Below are 17,592 nucleotides of genomic sequence, written 5' to 3'. Positions count from 1 at the left end.
CTCCGATGCAGTGGCACTGAAGCAGCGTTCGGAGAGTAACTAAGCGCAAAATTTGCTTCCGCAGCGAGCCTTTCCGCGCACGGGGACGCATTCCCAAAATTGGCCTAGCACAATGCGTCCTTGCGCACAAGACTTGCAATTCCCAGCCAACCCTCCTACTATCCGCATTAGAAACCGGCCTGCGAAGCAGGTGTTCGGTCAACGCTGGATGAACCAACATTCATGAACAGGGGCTCGACTCGACAATCGGTTTTGTGTGCAGTGTCCGCCAGTCCGGAATGCCTAATGAACCGCGGAGAGCTCCACCGTCTAAGGACGGGTTCACCAGCGCATCGTGCACGGCCCAGTGGGTCGGCTTCTACTCATCTCGAGTCGGGTGCAACCGTGTCGAATAACGTATTCTGACATTTGTGTATCCGGTTCTCTTCCACATCGGCGCTGTTTATATTCCCAGCTATGGCGCGATTGCTGCCCTAGGCGTGCTGCTTGCGCTTCTGCTGGCCCAGCGGCTGGCGGTAATTGTGGGCATCGCTCCTCAGCACGTGTGGAATCTTTCGATTCTCGCGCTTTGCACTACGCTCATTGCCGCGCGGCTGCTGCTTATCGCCTTCAACTGGCGCGACCTGCTTGTGCACCCCATGTGGATGCTGGGCCTGGCCATGATTCATAACCCGCTGCTGGCGGGTGCGGGCGCGCTGGCCGGCCTGCTGGCCGCGTGGATCTATGCGCGCATAATGAAGCTGCCTTTGCTCATCACTGCGGATGTGCTGGCTGCGCCTGTCGTGCTGGCGCTTGCCTTTGAGCAGGTGGGCGCGCTGCTGGCCGGCTCCGGTTATGGCATTCCCGCGTCGGTTCCGTGGGCTGTGACGTACACAAGCCCGCTTGCCGCGCGCTGGAGCGGTGCTCCGCTCGGCATCGCGGTGCATCCGGTGCAGGCCTATGCGGCCTTCGGCATGCTCACGCTGGCGATGGGGCTTGCGGCAGTCGTGTTTATGCGGCGCAGAGCGGGAGATGCCGCGGGCATCGGCCTGCTGGGCGGCGGGGTGGTTCTCTTTGTCACGGAGTTCTGGCGTGACAGGGAAGGCCGCGGCGCAATTTTGCATGGGGCGCTGGATGGCCCGCAGATCGCGGCGGTCATACTGGTTCTAGCAGGTGCGCTGTTGCTGTTTGAGCGCCATAGGAAAGAGGCAAGCCATGCCTGAGATACAAACGATCATTGTCCCCGCAGAGGCCGCCGGCCAGCGGCTGGATGCATTTCTCGCCTCGCAACTCGACGGCGTAAGCCGTTCGCGCGTGCAACTGCTGCTCGACCAGGGCGGCGTGCGTGTGGATGAGGATGCACCGAAGGCCTCGCTCAAACTGCGCGGCGGCGAACGTATTGAGATTTCAGGCGAGCCGCGCCCGGTGCCGCTCAAAGCCACTGCGGAGGACATTCCGCTCAGCGTTGTCTATGAGGACAGCAATCTCGCCGTGATCGATAAGCCTGCCGGCATGATGGTGCATGCCGGCTCCGGCGCAAGCGACGACGAGCGCAACAAAGGCACGTTGGTGAATGCGCTGCTGCATCGCTTCCAGAAGCTCTCAGCTACGGGCGGCGATCTGCGTCCCGGCATTGTGCACAGGCTCGATAAGGAGACCAGCGGGCTGATTGTTGTGGCCAAGAACGACCGCACGCATGCAGCTTTGGCTAAGAAATTTTCCGCGCGCGAGATGAAGAAGACCTACATCGCGCTGGTTCAGGGGAATGTGGAGCGCGCGCGTGGCACCATCAACGCGGCGATTGCGCGCGACCCCGCGCGCCGCACGCGCATGACTACGCGTATTGCGGCCGATGCCGAAGACGGCGTCGCGCGCTCGGCTGTTTCGCATTACACGGTGCTGCGTCGTATCGCTACGCGCTTCGGCAAGTTCACGCTGGTTGAGGTTCGCATCGAGACCGGCCGCACGCACCAGATTCGCGTGCACATGGCGTCCATTGGGCATCCTGTGGTGGGCGATACGCTGTACAGCGCATCCGGCCATCTGACCGACCAGGTGGCCTCGAATGTAGTGACTTCGCGCGCGGCGCGGCGAAACAGGCCTGCCGAACGGCTGAAGCTCGAGCGTAACTTTCTGCATGCTGCTGAGCTGGAGTTTGCTCACCCCGTCACAGGTAAGCAAGTCCATCTAAAAGCGCCCCTGCCGCCGGAGCTTACGGATTTTCTGGCCAGCCTGGAAGCGGCCCAGGGATCGGGCCCGGACACGAACGCGGACAGAGTGGGTTGATAGTATTAAGAACGTCATGATCGTAAAGTTTCCTGATTCAGCGCCGGTACGCCACCGGCTGGTCCGTGCCACAGCTTGCGCTGTGCTTGCCGTCTTTGCTTTTATGCCGCTTGCCGCGCAGCAACCCGCTACGCCAACGCCACCGGCGCAACAGCAGCCTCCGGCCCAGCCGCCCGCGCAGAATCAGAACCCAGCCCCTGGCAGCACTGACCAGGTGCTTCATATCGGCGTGAACGAAGTGAGTCTCATCTTCACCGTTACAGACAGGCACGGGCGCTACATTTCCAACCTGCAGCAGAGCGACTTTGCGCTGCTCGATGACCAGAAGGCGCCGGCGCGCGTCACTTCCTTCCGCCAGCAGACCAACCTGCCCATGCGCGTAGGCATTGTGATTGACGCCAGCACTTCCATCCGCACGCGTTTCGAGTTCGAGCAGCAGTCGGCTATCGAGTTTCTCATGTCCACCATCAAGCCGCAGAACGACAAAGCCTTTGTGATGGGCTTTGATGTGACGCCGACTATTATGCAGGACTGGACCAACAACCTGGATGGCCTGGAAACCGGCATTAACCGGCTGCGTCCCGGCGGCGGCACGGCAATGTTCGACGCTGTTTACACCGCCTGCCGCGACAAGCTCCTTTCGCAGCGCGGCGTGGAACCGGTTCGCAAGGCCATGATCCTGATTACCGACGGCGACGACAACCAGAGCCGCGTGCGTGAGGATGAAGCCATCAAGATGTGCCAGCGCGCCGAGACGATTATCTACGCGATCAGCACCAACTGGACGCCCAGCCGCGGCAAGGGCGACAAGGTGCTGGCGGATATGGCTACCGCCACCGGCGGCCAGGTCTTCTTTCCGCCATCGGTAGAGGAAATGTCCGCAAGCTTCAAGGATATTCAGGCCGAGCTGCGCAGCCAGTACCTGCTTACGTATACGCCGGCAGATTTCAAGTTGGACGGATCTTTCCGAACCATCTATCTCTACTGCAATGACCGCCGCTACCAGGTACGCGCGAACAAGGGTTACTTCGCCACGCCGTAGTGTGCCTGCAGGGAATTGCAACGCCCGCCCGGACAAGGTCTACCTTGACAACTCCGCGGCGGGCGTTTTCATTTCGGGAACCCAACGCTGCATTTGCTACCAAATTGGCACCAGAGCTGCTGCTCCTTTGCCGGCACTCGCGTTTCGTTACGCCCGTACGATAAATGAAGAACAACGCGGTTCCGGTCGTGTTGATAAGGAGACGGTTCCGGTGATCCGACTGGCCATTTCATGCGACATCTGCGGGGCAGAGAAGAAGCAGACCAATCACTGGTTTGTGGCTTACGAGCACGCGGGCGAGCTTCGCATCGGCGGCTGGAACTCCCGTTACTGCAAGCGCGCCGGCTCCCGCCATCTCTGCGGCCAGACATGCCTGCACAAACTTGTAGATGAGTTCATGGCACAGGCTATTGCGGAAGACCGCGAGATGGCCGCCGCCGAACAGGCTTCCTTTGAAACGCAGACAGTTCCGCAGGCTATGCCGCAGCAACCGCCCGCTGTTGAGCCTGCCGCGCAGAAACCTCGCGCTGCCGCTCAGAGCTTTGCTCACTCACAAGCCGCCTGTGAGGACGAGTACGGGGACGAATATGGATCTTCGGCGCGGCTGATTCCCACACCCGCTGCTGCGAGCGAGATGCGGCCTGGGCGCACGCCTGAATCTCCCATGCCGCCTGCGGCCGAGACGCCGAAATATGCTTCGCACCAGTGGCGCGCCAGCGCATGGGAGCGCGAACGCAAGCGGGAAACCTTCGGCAGATAATTACTTCTTGAGCATTTCCAACAGCCCGGACTCGTCCAGTACCGGAATCTTCAGCTCATGCGCTTTGTCGAGCTTGGAACCGGCGTCTTCACCGGCTACCACGTAGTTCGTCTTTTTGCTGACCGAGCCGGAAACCTTCCCTCCGGCGGCTTCAATCTGCTGCTTCGCGTCGTCGCGGCTCAATGTGGGAAGCGTGCCGGTTAAGACGAAGGTCAGCCCAAGCAGTTCCGCGGAACGTTGCTTTTTCTCCGCAGTCATATTCACGCCGGCGACCTTGAGGCTTTCGACAAGCTTCACATTCGCAGGCCGCGCAAAAAAGTCGAGAATCGACTCCGAGATGCGCGGCCCAACCTCCTCAACTCGTTCCAGTTCTTCCGCGCTCGCAGCCATCAGCGCGTCGATCGAGCCAAACTCCTCCGCCAACTGCTGCGCCGTACGCTCGCCGACGAAACGGATGCCCAGGCCCATAACGACGCGCGCGAGGCCTGCCTTTTTTGATCGCTCGATCTCAGCGAGCAGTGCGCGCGCGGATTTCTCCGCGAAGCGTTCGAGGCCGACAAGCTGTTCCTCCGTCAACGAGTAGAGATCCGCCACATGATGCACCAGGCCGCGGTCGAGGAGCTGTGCAACAACGGCTTCGCCGAGACCCTCGATGTTCATCACATCGCGCGCGCCGAAGTGCAGCAGCGTCTCGCGCAGCTTTGCCGGGCAGTCGGCATTCACGCAGCGCCAGTCTGCCTCGCCCTCTTCTCGCGCCACGGGGTTATGACACTCAGGACAGTCCGAAGGGAAAGAGAAACGGAGTTTTCCGCGCGGATGTTGCGCGTCTTCGACGACCTCTACGACCTTGGGGATCACATCGCCGCTGCGCTCGATACGCACCCAGTCCCCGATGACCAGGCCCATGCGCTCAATAAAGTCGGCATTGTGCAGCGTGGCGCGGCTCACCGTGACGCCGCCGACGAAGACCCGAGTCAGCATCGCCGTCGGGGTGAGCTTGCCGCTGCGGCCCACTGTGATCATTATGTTTTCAAGCTGTGTGACAGCCTGTTGCGCAGCAAATTTATACGCAATAGCCCAGCGCGGCGCGCGGCCTGTGTAGCCAAGCCGCAGTTGTGTGGCATGCGAGTCCACCTTGATGACCACGCCATCGATCTCATAGCCTAGCGCTGCTCGCTGCTGTTCCGTGGACGCGATAAATCGCAGCATGGCTTCCACATCGCGCATCTTTTCGCGGTGCGGATTCACGCGAAAGCCCAGCGCGGTGAGTGCATCGAGTGTGGCGTTCTGCCCTGCGGCCAGATACTCGCCGTCGATCAGTAGAAAGTATGCAAAGAAGACCAGGCGGCGCGCGGCCACGATATTTGGATCGAGCGTGCGTAGCGTTCCGGCAGCCGCGTTGCGTGGATTGACCGCCGGCGGCAAGCCCTGGGCCTCGCGCTCTTTGTTCAGAAGCTCAAAGCCCTTTTCCGGCATTACTACTTCGCCGCGCACCTCGAAGCGATTCGCTCCATGCAGCGCTTTGAGCGCGGAGGCGGAAATCGTAAGCGGCACGCTGCGAATGGTGCGAATGTTTGTAGTCACATCTTCGCCCACTTGTCCATCGCCGCGCGTCAGGCCGAGCGCAAGACGCGCGCCACCGTCTTCTGCAGCCTCGTAATGCAAAGCCACGCTCAAGCCGTCCAGCTTGAGCTCTGCCGTGTACTCCACGGGAAGGCTTCCGGCCAACTCATGCACGCGCCGATCCCAGTCGCGCAGATCCTCTTCGTTGTAGGCGTTGTCCAGGCTCAGCATGGGCCGCGAGTGCGCCGCCTTCACAAAGCCCTCCGCCGGCTTGCCACCTACGCGCTGCGTCGGCGAGTCCGGCGTGATCAGTTCCGGATGCGCGGCCTCAAGCTTCTTCAGCTCGTTCATGCGCTTGTCGTACTCGGCGTCGCTGATTTCGGGCGCGTCGAGAACGTGGTACAGATGCTCATGATGGCGCAGGTCTGCGCGCAGTTCTTCTATCCGTTTCAGGTCGTCATGATGTGCTCGCTCGTTCGCGCTCATGGGGAGGATTATAAGAGGCCGCACGCACAAGGTAAGATGGTCGCCAGAGAGCATGGAACCCATCACGCACTTCCTCACCGGAGCCTGCATTGGCCGCGCCGGGCTAAACCGCAAAACGGCCTACGCAACGCTGGCCGCTGTGCTGGCCGCCGAGGCCGCGGATCTCGACGTCCTCTGGGGCCTGCGCGGGCCGGTTGAAGGGCTCAAGCATCATCGCGGCATTACGCACACGCTCATCGGCGCGCCGGTGGTTGCCGCGGTCATTGTCGGCGCGGTGGCGTTATTGCATTATGCGCGAAAGCGGCGTCCGGGAGACCAGCCCATTCAGTGGGCGTGGCTCTACGCCACAGCTCTCATTGCCGCGCTCAGCCACATTCTGCTCGATTGGACAAACAACTATGGCGTGCGTCCATTTTTTCCATTCAACCCGCGCTGGTACTCGGGCGACCTTGTTTTCATTGCGGAACCAATCCTGTGGGCGCTCTTTGCGCTGGCGCTCATTCTGCCCCTCATCTTCGGCGCAACGGACAGCGAGATTGGCGCGCGCAGGCAGCGCTTTCGCGGGCGCGGTTGGGCCATCTTTGCGCTCACTGGCATGGTTGCGCTCTGGGGTTGGCGCTGGTTTGAGCAGTCGCAGGCGCGCACGCTGCTCGGTCACACGCAGGTGGCCACTGCGCCGGTGGTTCGCGTCGCGCTTGAGCCTTACCCAATAAACCCGTGGCGCTGGCACGCGATTCTTGAAACGCCGGCTTATTACCGGACCGCTGAAATCAACACCCTTACCGGAGCAATCGAAAGCGACCCGAATGCGGACGTTCTCTACAAGCCTGAAATAACTCCCGCCGTCGAAGCCGCCAAACACACGCCGCTGGGTCAGGTCTATCTCGATTGGTCTTCCTGGCCCGTCGTGCGCGATCTGGGGCAGTCGCCCGTTCCTGGAATAGACCCGCCGAAACTGCCTCCCGATCGCACCTGGACCACAGTCGAATTCAGCGATCTGCGATTCTCCTACGCTTTACTCGCCGGTCAAAGCCGCCGCCCGCCAGCCAGCCTGGGTGGGTGGGTGTACATCGTGGACGGCCGCGAGGAAGCTGCCGAAGGCATGGGATCAAAGGAGCAGAAATAGAGTCATTATGGTTGACCTTGCTGCTTCTGCGCCGCAGAATAGAAGGTAGACCATTCTCCGCCTGCAATGCTGGAAGCGGAGAGTCGGAACGCATGGAGGTACACATGCCCGCTTATCTTCTTCTGCTGATTGCCGTGCTGAGCCGTCTCATCCCACATGCGCCGTGGTTTAACTTCACCGCCGTAGGTGGAAGCCTGCTCTATTTTGGGGCGCGGCGTTCCTGGCGGGAGATGCTGGTGCCCGTGGCAGCGCTGATGGCTACGGACTATGTTCTGACAGTCTTCTTCTATCGCTACACCTTCGAGGCGCCGGCCTATGTCGTCACCTGGCTCTGGTATGCAGCGGCCATGGTGCTGGGCCGTATCCTGCTCCGCGATAAGACCACGCTGGTCCGCCTGGCTTCGGCTATTTTGATTGGTCCCACCTCGTTCTTCCTCGTGAACAATTTTGCGGTCTGGATCGGCGGCGGTTTGTATCCTCACACGCTGGCCGGACTGGGCGACTGCTATGTTGCCGCGCTTGCCTTCCACGGCTACGAGAACGACCTGATCTCCACGGCCATCGTCGCCGGCCTGGCCTTCGGAGTGCCCGCGCTGGTGCATCGCACTTCTACCGTGCAGACGGCTCCGGTTTCGCACTAATTTCTTCGGTTTCGCGCTAAAATCCTCGCAAGGAGGATCGTGTTATGGCTGCTGCTGCCCAGCTTCCCTTTGTGACGCTCGACGAGTATCTCCACTCCTCCTATGAGCCGGATGCGGAATATGTGGATGGCGTGATCGAGGAGAGAACGATGGGCGAATGGAGTCACGCAGATTTGCAGGCGGCAATTCTCGATTACTTCCGCAGCCGCCGCCTCGAATGGAACATCCGGGCTGCGGCAGAGCTTCGCGTGCAGGTGAGGAAGTTCAACTTTCGCGTGCCCGATGTGGCCGTTCTTGATCGCAGCCTTCCCATCGAAGAGGTCATTACGCATCCACCCATCGCAGTCTTCGAGGTTCTCTCACCGGAGGACTCGGTTACGCGCATGATGACCAAGCTTGCCGACTACGAGCAGATGGGCATCCAGACAATTCTCGTGCTGGACCCCGACGGCAAGCACTTCCGCTTCCGTGCCGGAGCGCTTGAGCCGCTTACGGAAACAGCCTTCGATCTCCCAGGAAGCAAGTGCCGCTTCGATCTGGACGAAATCATTAAGCTGCTGGACGAGTAGCCGCCCGCTCGCGCTTCATCCACCACACAATCACGCCCACCACTATCAGCAGCGCAAGAACCGCAGCTACCAGCTTGCCGTGGTGTGCCACTATGTTCACGGCATCCGGCCCGAACTTGATCACCAGCACGGATAGTAGACCCCAGCGCACAATGCGGCCCACGAAGATTGCCAGCATATAGAGCGGCATGCGCATTTCAAAGACGCCGGCTGCAAATGCAAAGACCTTCCACGGCGTGGGCGGCGGCATCATTGAGGGGATTGCCATGGCCCAGAACTCCTGACGCTCAAAGCGATTGCGCATCTGCTCAAATTTCTCGCGGTTAATACGCTTGAGCAGGAAAAGTTCTCCGCCGGCGCGGCCAACCCCATACGGCAGCAACCCGCCGATGGCCGATCCCGCCGCCGCCAGCAACACATAGAGCCACCAGTGGGTTTTGTCATGCGAGACCCACGCTGCAATGGCGAAGTCCATCGGAATCGGAATAGATGAGGAATCCAGAATTGAACTGAGGAGCGCTCCCCAAGGGCCCATCACCTGAAGAGCAGGCCAGATGACGAATTTCCATTTGTTCTGGAGAATGCTCAGCAGGTGGGCAAAAAATTGCTTCAAACTGTTCCCTTTCAGCGCGCAAAACCGTCAATTAGACAAGGTACATTGTACGTGGCGCGTCTTGCCGGGGCGTCCCGTGTGGAGCGTGCTTTCGCTCACGCGGCCTCAATGAGAGAATAGGAAGAAAGGAACCGAGAAAGAGCCGCGCCGCGTACGAGCGAGCGCCGGACTTTCTGCCCCACGAATGCCCACCTCAGTAGTGCCAACCAGCAGCAACGCTCCCGGCCCTAACCCGCCTGGTGAGCCGGAGCCGCCGCCGCCTTCAGATCAGAACGAGCCATCCACGGCTAGTTCCGGTGGGCGCAGCACCTCGCGCTGGCTCGACTACGAGACGCACGAACTGCTGGACGTAATTTCGGAGCTGGAGGACGAGCGCCGCTGGGCGCGCCTCCGCGAAGGCGTTCTGTGGGCTGTTCTCTTTCATATCCTGCTGATCTCGGCGCTTACCTGGATTCCAAGGTACATCCTCAAAGTGCCGCCGGTGATCGACCCGTTCGCTGCCATCAAGGAACGCAAAGACCTGAAATATCTTGATTTACCGCCGGACCTGATGCAGAAGTACCAGCCCAAGGTGGCCATCAAGCCCGTCACGCCCAGGCCGCAGATCGACCGCAAGACGCTGGATACGCTGCAGCGCGAGGAAGCCGCCAAACCCAAGCCTCCGGTTCCGCAGCCTGAGCCGCCGCAGCAGCAGGCAAAAGTCGAGCAGCCTGCTCTGCCGCAGCCCACTCCGCCTCCGCCAACTCCTCAGCCCGCAACGGAGGCTCCGCGACCTTCTTCCGTTCCGGCAAAGGCCTTCCAGCTTGGCTCGCAGAACCCTGCTGACCAGCTGAACCAGGCCATGCGCGGCGCGGCGCAAAAGGGCGGCAGCTACAACGCAGGACAGCTCCCCAATGGCGGCGACGGCATGGCCATGCACCCCGGCGCAAGCGGCGGTGGCGTTCGGGTGCTTTCAAACACGCAGGGTGTGGACTTTAACAACTGGCTCATTCGCTGGCACCGCGAGACGGAGCGCACCTGGGATCCGCTGATTCCCGACGAGGTGAACCCGCCTATCCTCAAGGCTGGCGTCGTGGTGATTCAGTTCAAGGTGCTGCCCAACGGCCAGGTCACAGACATGAGTCTTGTAGGCCGCTCCGGCGATACGGGCCTTGATCGTACGGGCCTTGATCGTGCCGCCTGGGGCGCGATCCGCGGCTCCACCTACCCGCCGCTGCCGCGCGAGTTCCACGGACCATACCTGGAGCTGCAGGCGATGTTTATGTACAACCAGAAGCAGTGAGCGATACTGCGATTTGCAACGACTAGCAACCCCATCTCAAAATCGACTCGGTTAATTCCTTCGGCGGATTCGACTATCCAGCTGCGGCGTTGTACAGGTTTTAGAGCGAGTTTGGCTTCAGTTCCCATTGCTTGAAGAAGACGAAGGAAGGCCAGGCGGCTGCATCAGGTTACGAAGCTCGTCCGGGTCGTAGAAGAACGGATTGGAATCGCGTTCGGAAATTTTTTGTGGATTGACCTCGTCCGCCATCAGCCCGTTTTTCATGATCGCCGCCCTTCGCTGAAGTTCGCCCATGTAATCCATGTCGAGGACAATATTCGCTGGAGTCGCTTCATTCAGCAGCAAATCCCTGGGACCAAGATAGAGATAAGCATCCACTTTTTCGACAATTTAACCTTCGCTTCGACTGTAATATCTACGCTCACTTACATCCGCTGATCCTCATCGAAGCTGATTTCTACACCGTCGCGTCCTCAGTCTGGTTTCCGGGATACACCGGAGGCGCCTCCGGCTGCGCACCACCATGCGGCAGGTGGATGCCGTCCTGTTCCAGTAGCGCCTCGTAAATCTGCAGCGGACGCCAGTGCCGCGCCAGCGCGTAGGCGCTCATATTGGCGATCATCAGCGGAAGCACAAGCCCGTAGCCTCCGGTCATTTCAAAGACAATCAGGATCGAGGTCATGGGCGCGCGAATGATGCCCGCGAAGACCGCTCCCATACCCACCACGGCAAATGCGCCAATCTCATCGGAGGAGTGGTGAAAAACCGCCACATCCAGCCAGCCCACCGAGCCGCCCAGCATGGCGCCCATAAAGAGCGCCGGAGCAAAGATGCCGCCTGAACCTCCGCTGGAGTACGAGCAGACCGTGGCGGCCAGCTTAAGCACGCAGAACGAGGCCATCAGCGCCAGCGGCATGGTGCCGGTCAGCGCCCAGGTCAGCGTTCCATACGGGTCGCCGGCAATACCGTTGTGGTGAAAGAACTGGAAGCCCAGCACGGCAAGCGCACCCGTAGCCAGCCCGCCCATGGCCGGATGCACCCACTTCGGCACGGCTGTCCATTGCTTGAACCTTGCCCGCAGCCAGAGCAGCGACTCCTGAAAAGCCACGGAGACAACGGCTGCCAGCACGCCCACCAGCGCATACCACACCAGGGACGAGGAGTGTACCAGCTCATAGGGCCGCGGGACGTGAAAGATAGGGTTGCCGCCGCGGATTCTGTGCTCCACCACCGCAGCCAGCGCCGCGGCCACAATAATGCCGGAGAGCATCGTCTGGTCAAGATCGCCAATCAGCTCTTCCAGAGTAAAGGTAATGGCCGCAATGGGCGCGTTGAACGCGGCGGCAATACCCGCAGCCATGCCCACGGAGGCCATGCGCCGCTGATAGACCGGACTGAGACGCGCGCCACGGGCCAGCAGGCTGCTCACGCCAGCGCAGATCTGCACGGTAGGGCCTTCCAGGCCGAGCGAAGCGCCGGAGCCAAGCTGCACGGCACAGAGAACGAATTTCCCAACCGTTTCCCGAAGCGAAACCAGCCCGGATCGCAACTCGTACGCAACCTTGACCTGCGGAATTCCGCTGCCCGCCGCTGCCGGAACCCAGTAGGTGAGCCCCAAACCCACCACGAGGCCGCCCAGCCCCGGCGTCAGGATGGTCCAGAATATCCACCAGTGGCCTGGCGCCCAATTGGCGCGCTCGATCATCAGCTTTTCCAGGATTTGGATGGAGCCGTGAAAGGCCACCGCGGCAAGCCCGCACATTCCGCCCGCAACGATCGTGAATACCAGTAACCGTTGCCGCTCGCTTGGCATACGGCGCGTCAGCCACGCTAGAAAGCGCGACCAAAGGCCGGTGAGTCCTTCCAAATCACTCATGGGGGGAAGAAGACCTCGTCCATGTCAGTATAAAAGCTACGGATTTGGCTCCGTCTCACGCATGAACTGGGCCAGATGGTCCTTCCAGACCGCCGCCATGGTGTGCGTTCCATGCCCGCGCGTCTCATCCGTGATGGGTAACAGAATAAAGCGTGCGTGCGGCATACGCTTTACCTGCTTCTGTGCAATGCCCAGCTCTGGCGGATTGATGAAGTCATCCGCTGAGTTGATCCACAAGACCGGGGCAGTGATCGCTTCAAGGCGCGGCGAGGGATCGTAGTTGCGGCTGGCGTTGAAATAGTAGATGAGATTGTTGGCGTCGGGCGTGCCTGTCGCATGATCCAGAAATCGGTCCACGTATTGCTCGGCCAGCTGGCGTGTGGGCGCCTGCTTCTGCATCTGTAACGGGCTGGAGCCCATGATCATGACAATCTCGTTGGCCGTGCGCAGCCCCTGCACCGGCTCGGTTCTGTATTCGCCGCCCATCCATGCAGGGTCGTCCTTGACGGCCCGGATTGCCATATAGCGCATCATGCGGTTGCGCCCGGCAATCTGCACCGGCAGGCAGGCAAATGGGGCGAGAGCGTCGGCAAACGCAGGATAGGTTTCTCCCCAGACAAAGGTCTGCATGCAGCCCATGGAGGTGCCAAGAATCAGGCGCAGGTGATCGATCTTCAGGTCGTCCAGCATCATGCGCTGGCTGCGCACCATGTCGTCGTAGTCGTAGGCAGGGAAGTGCGCGTGCAGGCCGTCGGATGGCTTGGAGCTCTGGCCGTGGCCGATGTCATCCGGCAGAATGAGGAAGTATTTTGTGATGTCGAGGATGCCTCCGGGCACAAAGAGAACATTCGAGAAGGCGGGATTCAGGAGCGAATGCGCGTCGCCTCCGGTGCCGTGCAGCAGAAGGACTGCATTGTCCACGTGGCCCGCGGCGTTGTGGTGCGGTGTGCCAAGCGTCAGGTAATGCAGCTTGAGCACGGGCAGCGTTTCGCCGCTGCCGAACTTGAAGTTGGGCAGAGCCACCCAGGCGCTCTGCGTTGGCCAGGAGGGTGCTCCAGCTCCCGTCTGGGCGGTGCCGGAAATTCCCGCGCCAATGAGAAGGACAAACAAACAACAAGCCGCACGTAAAGACATGGAAAACTCCCTTATGGCAATGTAGATTGAGCCTATAGCAAAAGCCAGAGATGCCGTCTCCCGAAGCCCAAACAGTCGAGTTGAAACAGCCCGCGAGCCGCCCCTGGCTGGCGCTCGCGCTTACTTTTCTGCTGCTGGGAGTGGGATTCAGCCTGCCGTTTCCACTCGTGAAGAGCGTTCCATCCGGTATCTGGAGCGGAGCCATATCGCCGGAGGTGCTGAATCTCTACGCGCTCACCGCCTTCGCTGGTTGGGCGCACTTCCTCTATGCAGGCCGCGGTCAATGGGGTGCGCTGGCGCGGCTGAAATGGCAATGGCAGGCAGGCTATTGGATGCTAGTCGCCGCTGCCCTCGCAATTCTTGTGGTATTGCGCGCTCTCCTCGGTGTTGGCCTCTTCAGCGCGCTGGTCTGGATCTGGTTCATCGCCCACTTCGTCAAGGCAGAGGTAGTTTTCGCCGGGGATTTACTGCCGCGAAGCAGGAATGCCTGGCGCACTGCATGGTCGCCGGTTGTCTCCTTCGCATGGCTCACGGTGGTGCTCTTCGATGCGGGGCACATCCAGCAGCATCGTTCATTGTTGCTGGCATGCACCATAATCCTTGCCTTTCTCGTCTTCGGGTCCGGCGGTTGGCAGCAGCTTTTTCATGGTGGCCAGAAGCTGGCTCTGGTTTCGCTCTTCTTTCTTGGCGAATCGCTGGTGTGGGGGACCTACGGAGCCTACATGACGCCTGCCTTCCGCACAGGCGTCTATGTCTTCCATGTGGCCGGAGCCAGCTTCTTTCACTACATGGGAAGCTACGCCTATGGCCGCGATCGCACTCGCGACCGCCTGCTTGCCATCGGGCCTATTCTGCTTGTAAATCTCTGCGTCATCGCTCTCGGCTGGGCCGTTTCCGCTATCTCGCCGGTTCCCGCAATTCAGTCAGTCCAATCGGCGGTTACGCCCATCCTGGGCATCGGTTGGTTCACGCTCTGGGTAGCGCTGCATCTGGCAGCAAGCGACCTGCTGCCCGTGTGGCGTAAGCGGGCGAAGGCAGCGCATAGTGCCTGATTCCCAACTCTTGTTCCCTCGCGCTAAAATTGTGGGCGAACATGCGCGTCGCTCACGCACATTCCGCCCGTCCGCGGCTCAAGCGCTTCCGCCGCGGTCATCATGATCGGGGATGGACGCAGATTCCCCGCGCTGAGTAATCTATCTCCATAAAAATTCTTCGGATTGTTCCGCATCGCCAGCGTCCCGATGGACCGCGCAGCAAACAATCCCACGTCATCGGCCCGCCTATGTCCAGGCCGAGAAAGGTCATGTAACGATGAATAGCTTTGCCAGCCGGTCCACACTCCAATCCGGCAGCCGTTCCTACACCATCTATCGCCTGCCCGCTCTGGAAGCCAAAGGCTTCGACTTGAGCCGCCTTCCCTTCAGCCTCAAGATCCTGCTTGAAAACCTGCTTCGCCGCGAGGATGGCGTGAACGTCACCGCCTCTGACATCGAGTTCCTTGCCCAGTGGGACGCCAAGGCCGAGCCAAGCCGCGAGATAGCCTACATGCCCGCCCGCGTCCTCATGCAGGACTTCACCGGCGTGCCCGCGGTCGTCGATCTCGGCGCCATGCGCGATGCCGTAAAGGCCCTCGGCGGCGATCCCGAGCGCGTAAATCCGCTCATTCCCGCCGAGCTGGTCATCGACCACTCCGTGCAGGTGGACGAGTTCGGCACGTCGCTCGCGTATGAGGCTAACTCTTTGCTCGAATTCCAGCGCAACCGTGAGCGCTACGCCTTCCTCAAGTGGGGCCAGACGGCCTTCCGCAACTTCTCCGCAGTGCCCCCGGGCATGGGCATCTGCCACCAGGTCAATCTGGAGTACCTGGCCCGCGTCGTCTTCACAGCAGAGATCGTTGGGGAGCAAGTGGCGTACCCCGACACACTCGTCGGCACAGATTCACACACCACCATGATCAACGGCCTTGGCGTTCTCGGCTGGGGTGTCGGTGGAATCGAAGCCGAAGCCGCCATGCTCGGCCAGGCCGTGTCGATGCTCGTCCCGCAGGTCGTTGGATACAAGCTCACAGGCAAGCTGCGCGAAGGCGCAACTGCCACCGACCTCGTTCTCACCGTCACGCAGGCGCTGCGCAAACTCGGCGTAGTCGGCAAATTCGTCGAGTTTTACGGTCCCGGCGTCGCGGAACTGCCGCTGGCCGATCGCGCCACCATCAGCAACATGGCCCCAGAGTACGGCGCAACATGTGGCATCTTCCCGGTGGACGCCGAAACTCTCCGCTACCTGCGTCTCACCGGCCGCAGCGAAGAACAGATCGCGCTCGTCGAGGCGTACTACAAGGAGCAAGGCCTCTTCCATACCTCCGCCACACCGGAGGCCGAATACACGCAGACCCTTGAGCTTGATCTAGCAACCGTCGAGCCAAGCGTTGCCGGACCCAGGCGCCCGCAGGATCGCGTGCTGCTCAAAGACGCCGCAGCCAGCTTCGCGCAACAGCTTCCCTCACTGCTCGCACCCACCGCCAAGCCGCTTGGCACACGCACCGCAGCCGTATGGGAGAGGTCTACAGGCGTGACCGACACCGCCATCGCCGCCGAAGAGAACGAAGGCCCGGCAACATCGTCTGCCATCGCTCCGCTGCACGTCACAACCACGGTCAAAGAGCGATTCCACGTCGATCCCGACAAGTATCTCGACCACGGCTCAGTCGTCATCGCCGCCATTACCAGTTGCACCAACACCTCGAACCCCTCCGTCATGATCGCCGCAGGCATTCTCGCCAAGAAGGCCGTAGAAAAGGGCCTCTGCGTGCCGCCGTGGGTCAAGACCTCGCTCGCGCCCGGCTCACGCGTCGTCACGGATTACTACAAGAAGTCCGGCCTCTTGCCGTATCTCGAAAAGCTGCGCTTCAACGTGGTCGGCTATGGCTGCACCACCTGTATCGGCAACTCCGGGCCACTGCCGACGGACGTTTCAAAGAGCATCGACGATCACGGCCTTGTCGCAGTCAGCGTACTCAGCGGCAACCGCAACTTTGAGGGCCGCGTCAACGTGGACGTGCGCGCCAACTACCTCATGTCGCCGCCGCTGGTCGTCGCTTACGCGCTGGCCGGCCGCATCGGCCACAACTTCGACACCGATTCGCTCGGAGCAGATCAGTCCGGCGCGCCAGTCTACCTCAAAGACATCTGGCCCACGCAGGCTGAAGTTGCAGCCGCCATCGAAAAGGGCATCTCAAGCGAAAGCTTCCGTAGGGAGTATTCAACCGTTTCGGACGGCGATGCGAGCTGGCAAGGTCTCAAGTTTCCCACCGGCGACGTCTACCAATGGGAACCCGACTCAACCTACATCCGCCAGGCGCCATACTTTGACGGCATCACGCTCAAGCCAGCGCCCATCAGCGATATACTCAACGCGCGCGTGCTTGCGGTTCTCGGCGATTCCGTAACAACCGACCACATCTCGCCCGCAGGCTCCATCAAGGCGAACGGTCCGGCAGGGAAGTATCTCACTGAGCACGGCGTGAAAACCGCGGACTTCAACTCGTATGGCTCGCGCCGCGGCAATCACGAAGTCATGGTGCGCGGCACCTTCGCCAACGTGCGCCTGCGCAACAAGCTCGCGCCAGGCACGGAAGGCGGCGTCACACGCCTGCTTCCGGAAGGCGAGCAGATGTCGATCTTTGACGCCAGCGTAAAGTACGCCGAGCGCAAGACGCCGCTGGTGATTCTCGCAGGCAAAGAGTACGGCTCCGGCTCCTCGCGCGACTGGGCCGCAAAGGGTCCCAACCTGCTCGGCGTTCGCGCCGTCATTGCCGAAAGCTTCGAGCGCATCCATCGCTCGAACCTCGTCGGCATGGGTATCCTCCCGCTACAGTTTGCGGAAGGCGAAAACGTCGAATCGCTCGGTCTGACTGGCGAAGAAGTCTACGACTTCGCCGGCCTCACTGACTTGCTCAAGAGCAAGTTTGCCGGTGGGCGCACGCTGACGGTAAAAGCCACATCAGCCGACGGCACCGTGAAGACCCTCACCGCAAAGGTCCGCATCGACACTCCGCAGGAGATCGAGTACTACGAGCACGGCGGCATCCTGCAATACGTGCTGCGGCAGCTTGCAACGAAGTAGTCTATCTCTACTGGTCAGTGACCGGCTGCCTTTTGGCAGCCGGTCTGCTTTTTGCTCTTGAGCATTGGCAAGAAGCCGGATAGTTTTGTTGCATCGACAATTTTGGGGAATAT

16 protein-coding genes are annotated in these 17,592 nt (G+C 60.9%); 10 read left to right on the top strand and 6 right to left on the bottom strand.

The features are described 5' to 3' along the window. Positions 1 to 410 precede the first annotated feature (410 nt). From ABSG47_RS10820 to ABSG47_RS10805, 4 genes are all read left to right on the top strand, one after another. Positions 411 to 1,202 (top strand): prolipoprotein diacylglyceryl transferase family protein, encoded by a 792-nt coding sequence (locus ABSG47_RS10820; RefSeq protein ID WP_424169695.1) that lies wholly within the window; start codon positions 411 to 413, stop codon positions 1,200 to 1,202. Further along, positions 1,195 to 2,265 carry an RluA family pseudouridine synthase gene (locus ABSG47_RS10815; RefSeq protein WP_424169694.1) on the top strand — a complete coding sequence of 357 codons (1,071 nt, stop codon included), beginning with the start codon at positions 1,195 to 1,197 and terminating at the stop codon, positions 2,263 to 2,265. The genes ABSG47_RS10820 and ABSG47_RS10815 overlap by 8 nt, the downstream gene beginning before the upstream one ends. Positions 2,266 to 2,281: 16 nt before the next feature. Continuing rightward, complete coding sequence (locus tag ABSG47_RS10810) at positions 2,282 to 3,307, top strand: VWA domain-containing protein (protein WP_424169693.1); 1,026 nt, start codon at positions 2,282 to 2,284, stop codon at positions 3,305 to 3,307. Positions 3,308 to 3,518: 211 nt separating this feature from the next. Next, the gene (locus tag ABSG47_RS10805) at positions 3,519 to 4,067 is read left to right on the top strand and encodes a hypothetical protein (protein ID WP_424169692.1); all 549 of its coding nucleotides are present in this window, start codon (positions 3,519 to 3,521) and stop codon (positions 4,065 to 4,067) included. Here the strand turns inward: ABSG47_RS10805 and ligA are convergent, their stop codons facing one another. Further along, a complete protein-coding gene (ligA, locus tag ABSG47_RS10800) occupies positions 4,068 to 6,116 on the bottom strand; it encodes an NAD-dependent DNA ligase LigA (RefSeq protein ID WP_424169691.1) in 2,049 nt (682 codons plus the stop codon). It lies immediately after the preceding gene. A 52-nt stretch (positions 6,117 to 6,168) separates the two neighbouring features. On the opposite strand from ligA, the gene ABSG47_RS10795 reads away from it, so the two are divergent. From ABSG47_RS10795 to ABSG47_RS10785, 3 genes are all read left to right on the top strand, one after another. Beyond that, the gene (locus tag ABSG47_RS10795; RefSeq protein WP_424169690.1) at positions 6,169 to 7,242 is read left to right on the top strand and encodes a metal-dependent hydrolase; all 1,074 of its coding nucleotides are present in this window, start codon (positions 6,169 to 6,171) and stop codon (positions 7,240 to 7,242) included. Positions 7,243 to 7,346: 104 nt separating this feature from the next. After that, entirely contained in the window at positions 7,347 to 7,883 is a 537-nt protein-coding gene (locus ABSG47_RS10790; RefSeq protein ID WP_424169689.1) for a DUF6580 family putative transport protein, read from the top strand. A 44-nt stretch (positions 7,884 to 7,927) separates the two neighbouring features. Then, entirely contained in the window at positions 7,928 to 8,452 is a 525-nt protein-coding gene (locus ABSG47_RS10785) for a Uma2 family endonuclease (protein ID WP_424169688.1), read from the top strand. Here ABSG47_RS10785 and ABSG47_RS10780 read toward each other — a convergent pair. Beyond that, positions 8,433 to 9,065: a YqaA family protein gene (locus tag ABSG47_RS10780; RefSeq protein WP_424169687.1), complete on the bottom strand. Its 633-nt coding sequence runs from the start codon at positions 9,063 to 9,065 to the stop codon at positions 8,433 to 8,435. The two genes, ABSG47_RS10785 and ABSG47_RS10780, sit on opposite strands and share 20 nt — an antisense overlap. A gap of 184 nt (positions 9,066 to 9,249) precedes the next feature. On the opposite strand from ABSG47_RS10780, the gene ABSG47_RS10775 reads away from it, so the two are divergent. Next, the gene (locus ABSG47_RS10775) at positions 9,250 to 10,347 is read left to right on the top strand and encodes an energy transducer TonB (RefSeq protein ID WP_424169686.1); all 1,098 of its coding nucleotides are present in this window, start codon (positions 9,250 to 9,252) and stop codon (positions 10,345 to 10,347) included. Positions 10,348 to 10,464: 117 nt separating this feature from the next. Here the strand turns inward: ABSG47_RS10775 and ABSG47_RS10770 are convergent, their stop codons facing one another. The 3 genes from ABSG47_RS10770 to ABSG47_RS10760 all read right to left on the bottom strand — a co-directional run bounded on the left by ABSG47_RS10770 (position 10,465) and on the right by ABSG47_RS10760 (position 13,357). Further along, the gene (locus ABSG47_RS10770; protein ID WP_424169685.1) at positions 10,465 to 10,725 is read right to left on the bottom strand and encodes a hypothetical protein; all 261 of its coding nucleotides are present in this window, start codon (positions 10,723 to 10,725) and stop codon (positions 10,465 to 10,467) included. Between the two features lie 79 nt (positions 10,726 to 10,804). Further along, positions 10,805 to 12,223, bottom strand: coding sequence for a chloride channel protein (locus tag ABSG47_RS10765; RefSeq protein WP_424169683.1), 1,419 nt, complete (start codon positions 12,221 to 12,223; stop codon positions 10,805 to 10,807). A gap of 36 nt (positions 12,224 to 12,259) precedes the next feature. Then, complete coding sequence (locus ABSG47_RS10760; RefSeq protein ID WP_424169681.1) at positions 12,260 to 13,357, bottom strand: alpha/beta fold hydrolase; 1,098 nt, start codon at positions 13,355 to 13,357, stop codon at positions 12,260 to 12,262. Positions 13,358 to 13,407: 50 nt separating this feature from the next. Here ABSG47_RS10760 and ABSG47_RS10755 point away from each other — a divergent pair, with 50 nt between their 5' ends. Beyond that, entirely contained in the window at positions 13,408 to 14,409 is a 1,002-nt protein-coding gene (locus tag ABSG47_RS10755; protein ID WP_424169679.1) for a hypothetical protein, read from the top strand. A gap of 23 nt (positions 14,410 to 14,432) precedes the next feature. Here the strand turns inward: ABSG47_RS10755 and ABSG47_RS10750 are convergent, their stop codons facing one another. After that, a complete protein-coding gene (locus tag ABSG47_RS10750) occupies positions 14,433 to 14,624 on the bottom strand; it encodes a hypothetical protein (RefSeq protein ID WP_424169677.1) in 192 nt (63 codons plus the stop codon). A gap of 44 nt (positions 14,625 to 14,668) precedes the next feature. On the opposite strand from ABSG47_RS10750, the gene acnA reads away from it, so the two are divergent. Next, positions 14,669 to 17,479 (top strand): aconitate hydratase AcnA, encoded by a 2,811-nt coding sequence (gene acnA, locus ABSG47_RS10745; RefSeq protein ID WP_424169675.1) that lies wholly within the window; start codon positions 14,669 to 14,671, stop codon positions 17,477 to 17,479. Positions 17,480 to 17,592: the final 113 nt, after the last annotated feature.

Origin of the sequence: Occallatibacter sp. (genome assembly GCF_049510455.1) — a bacterium.
In the GTDB taxonomy this organism is placed as follows: Bacteria; Acidobacteriota; Terriglobia; order Terriglobales; family Acidobacteriaceae; genus Telmatobacter.
The sequence above is the reverse complement of the archived record's forward strand: the minus strand, read 5'-3'. Positions and strand labels throughout refer to the sequence as shown.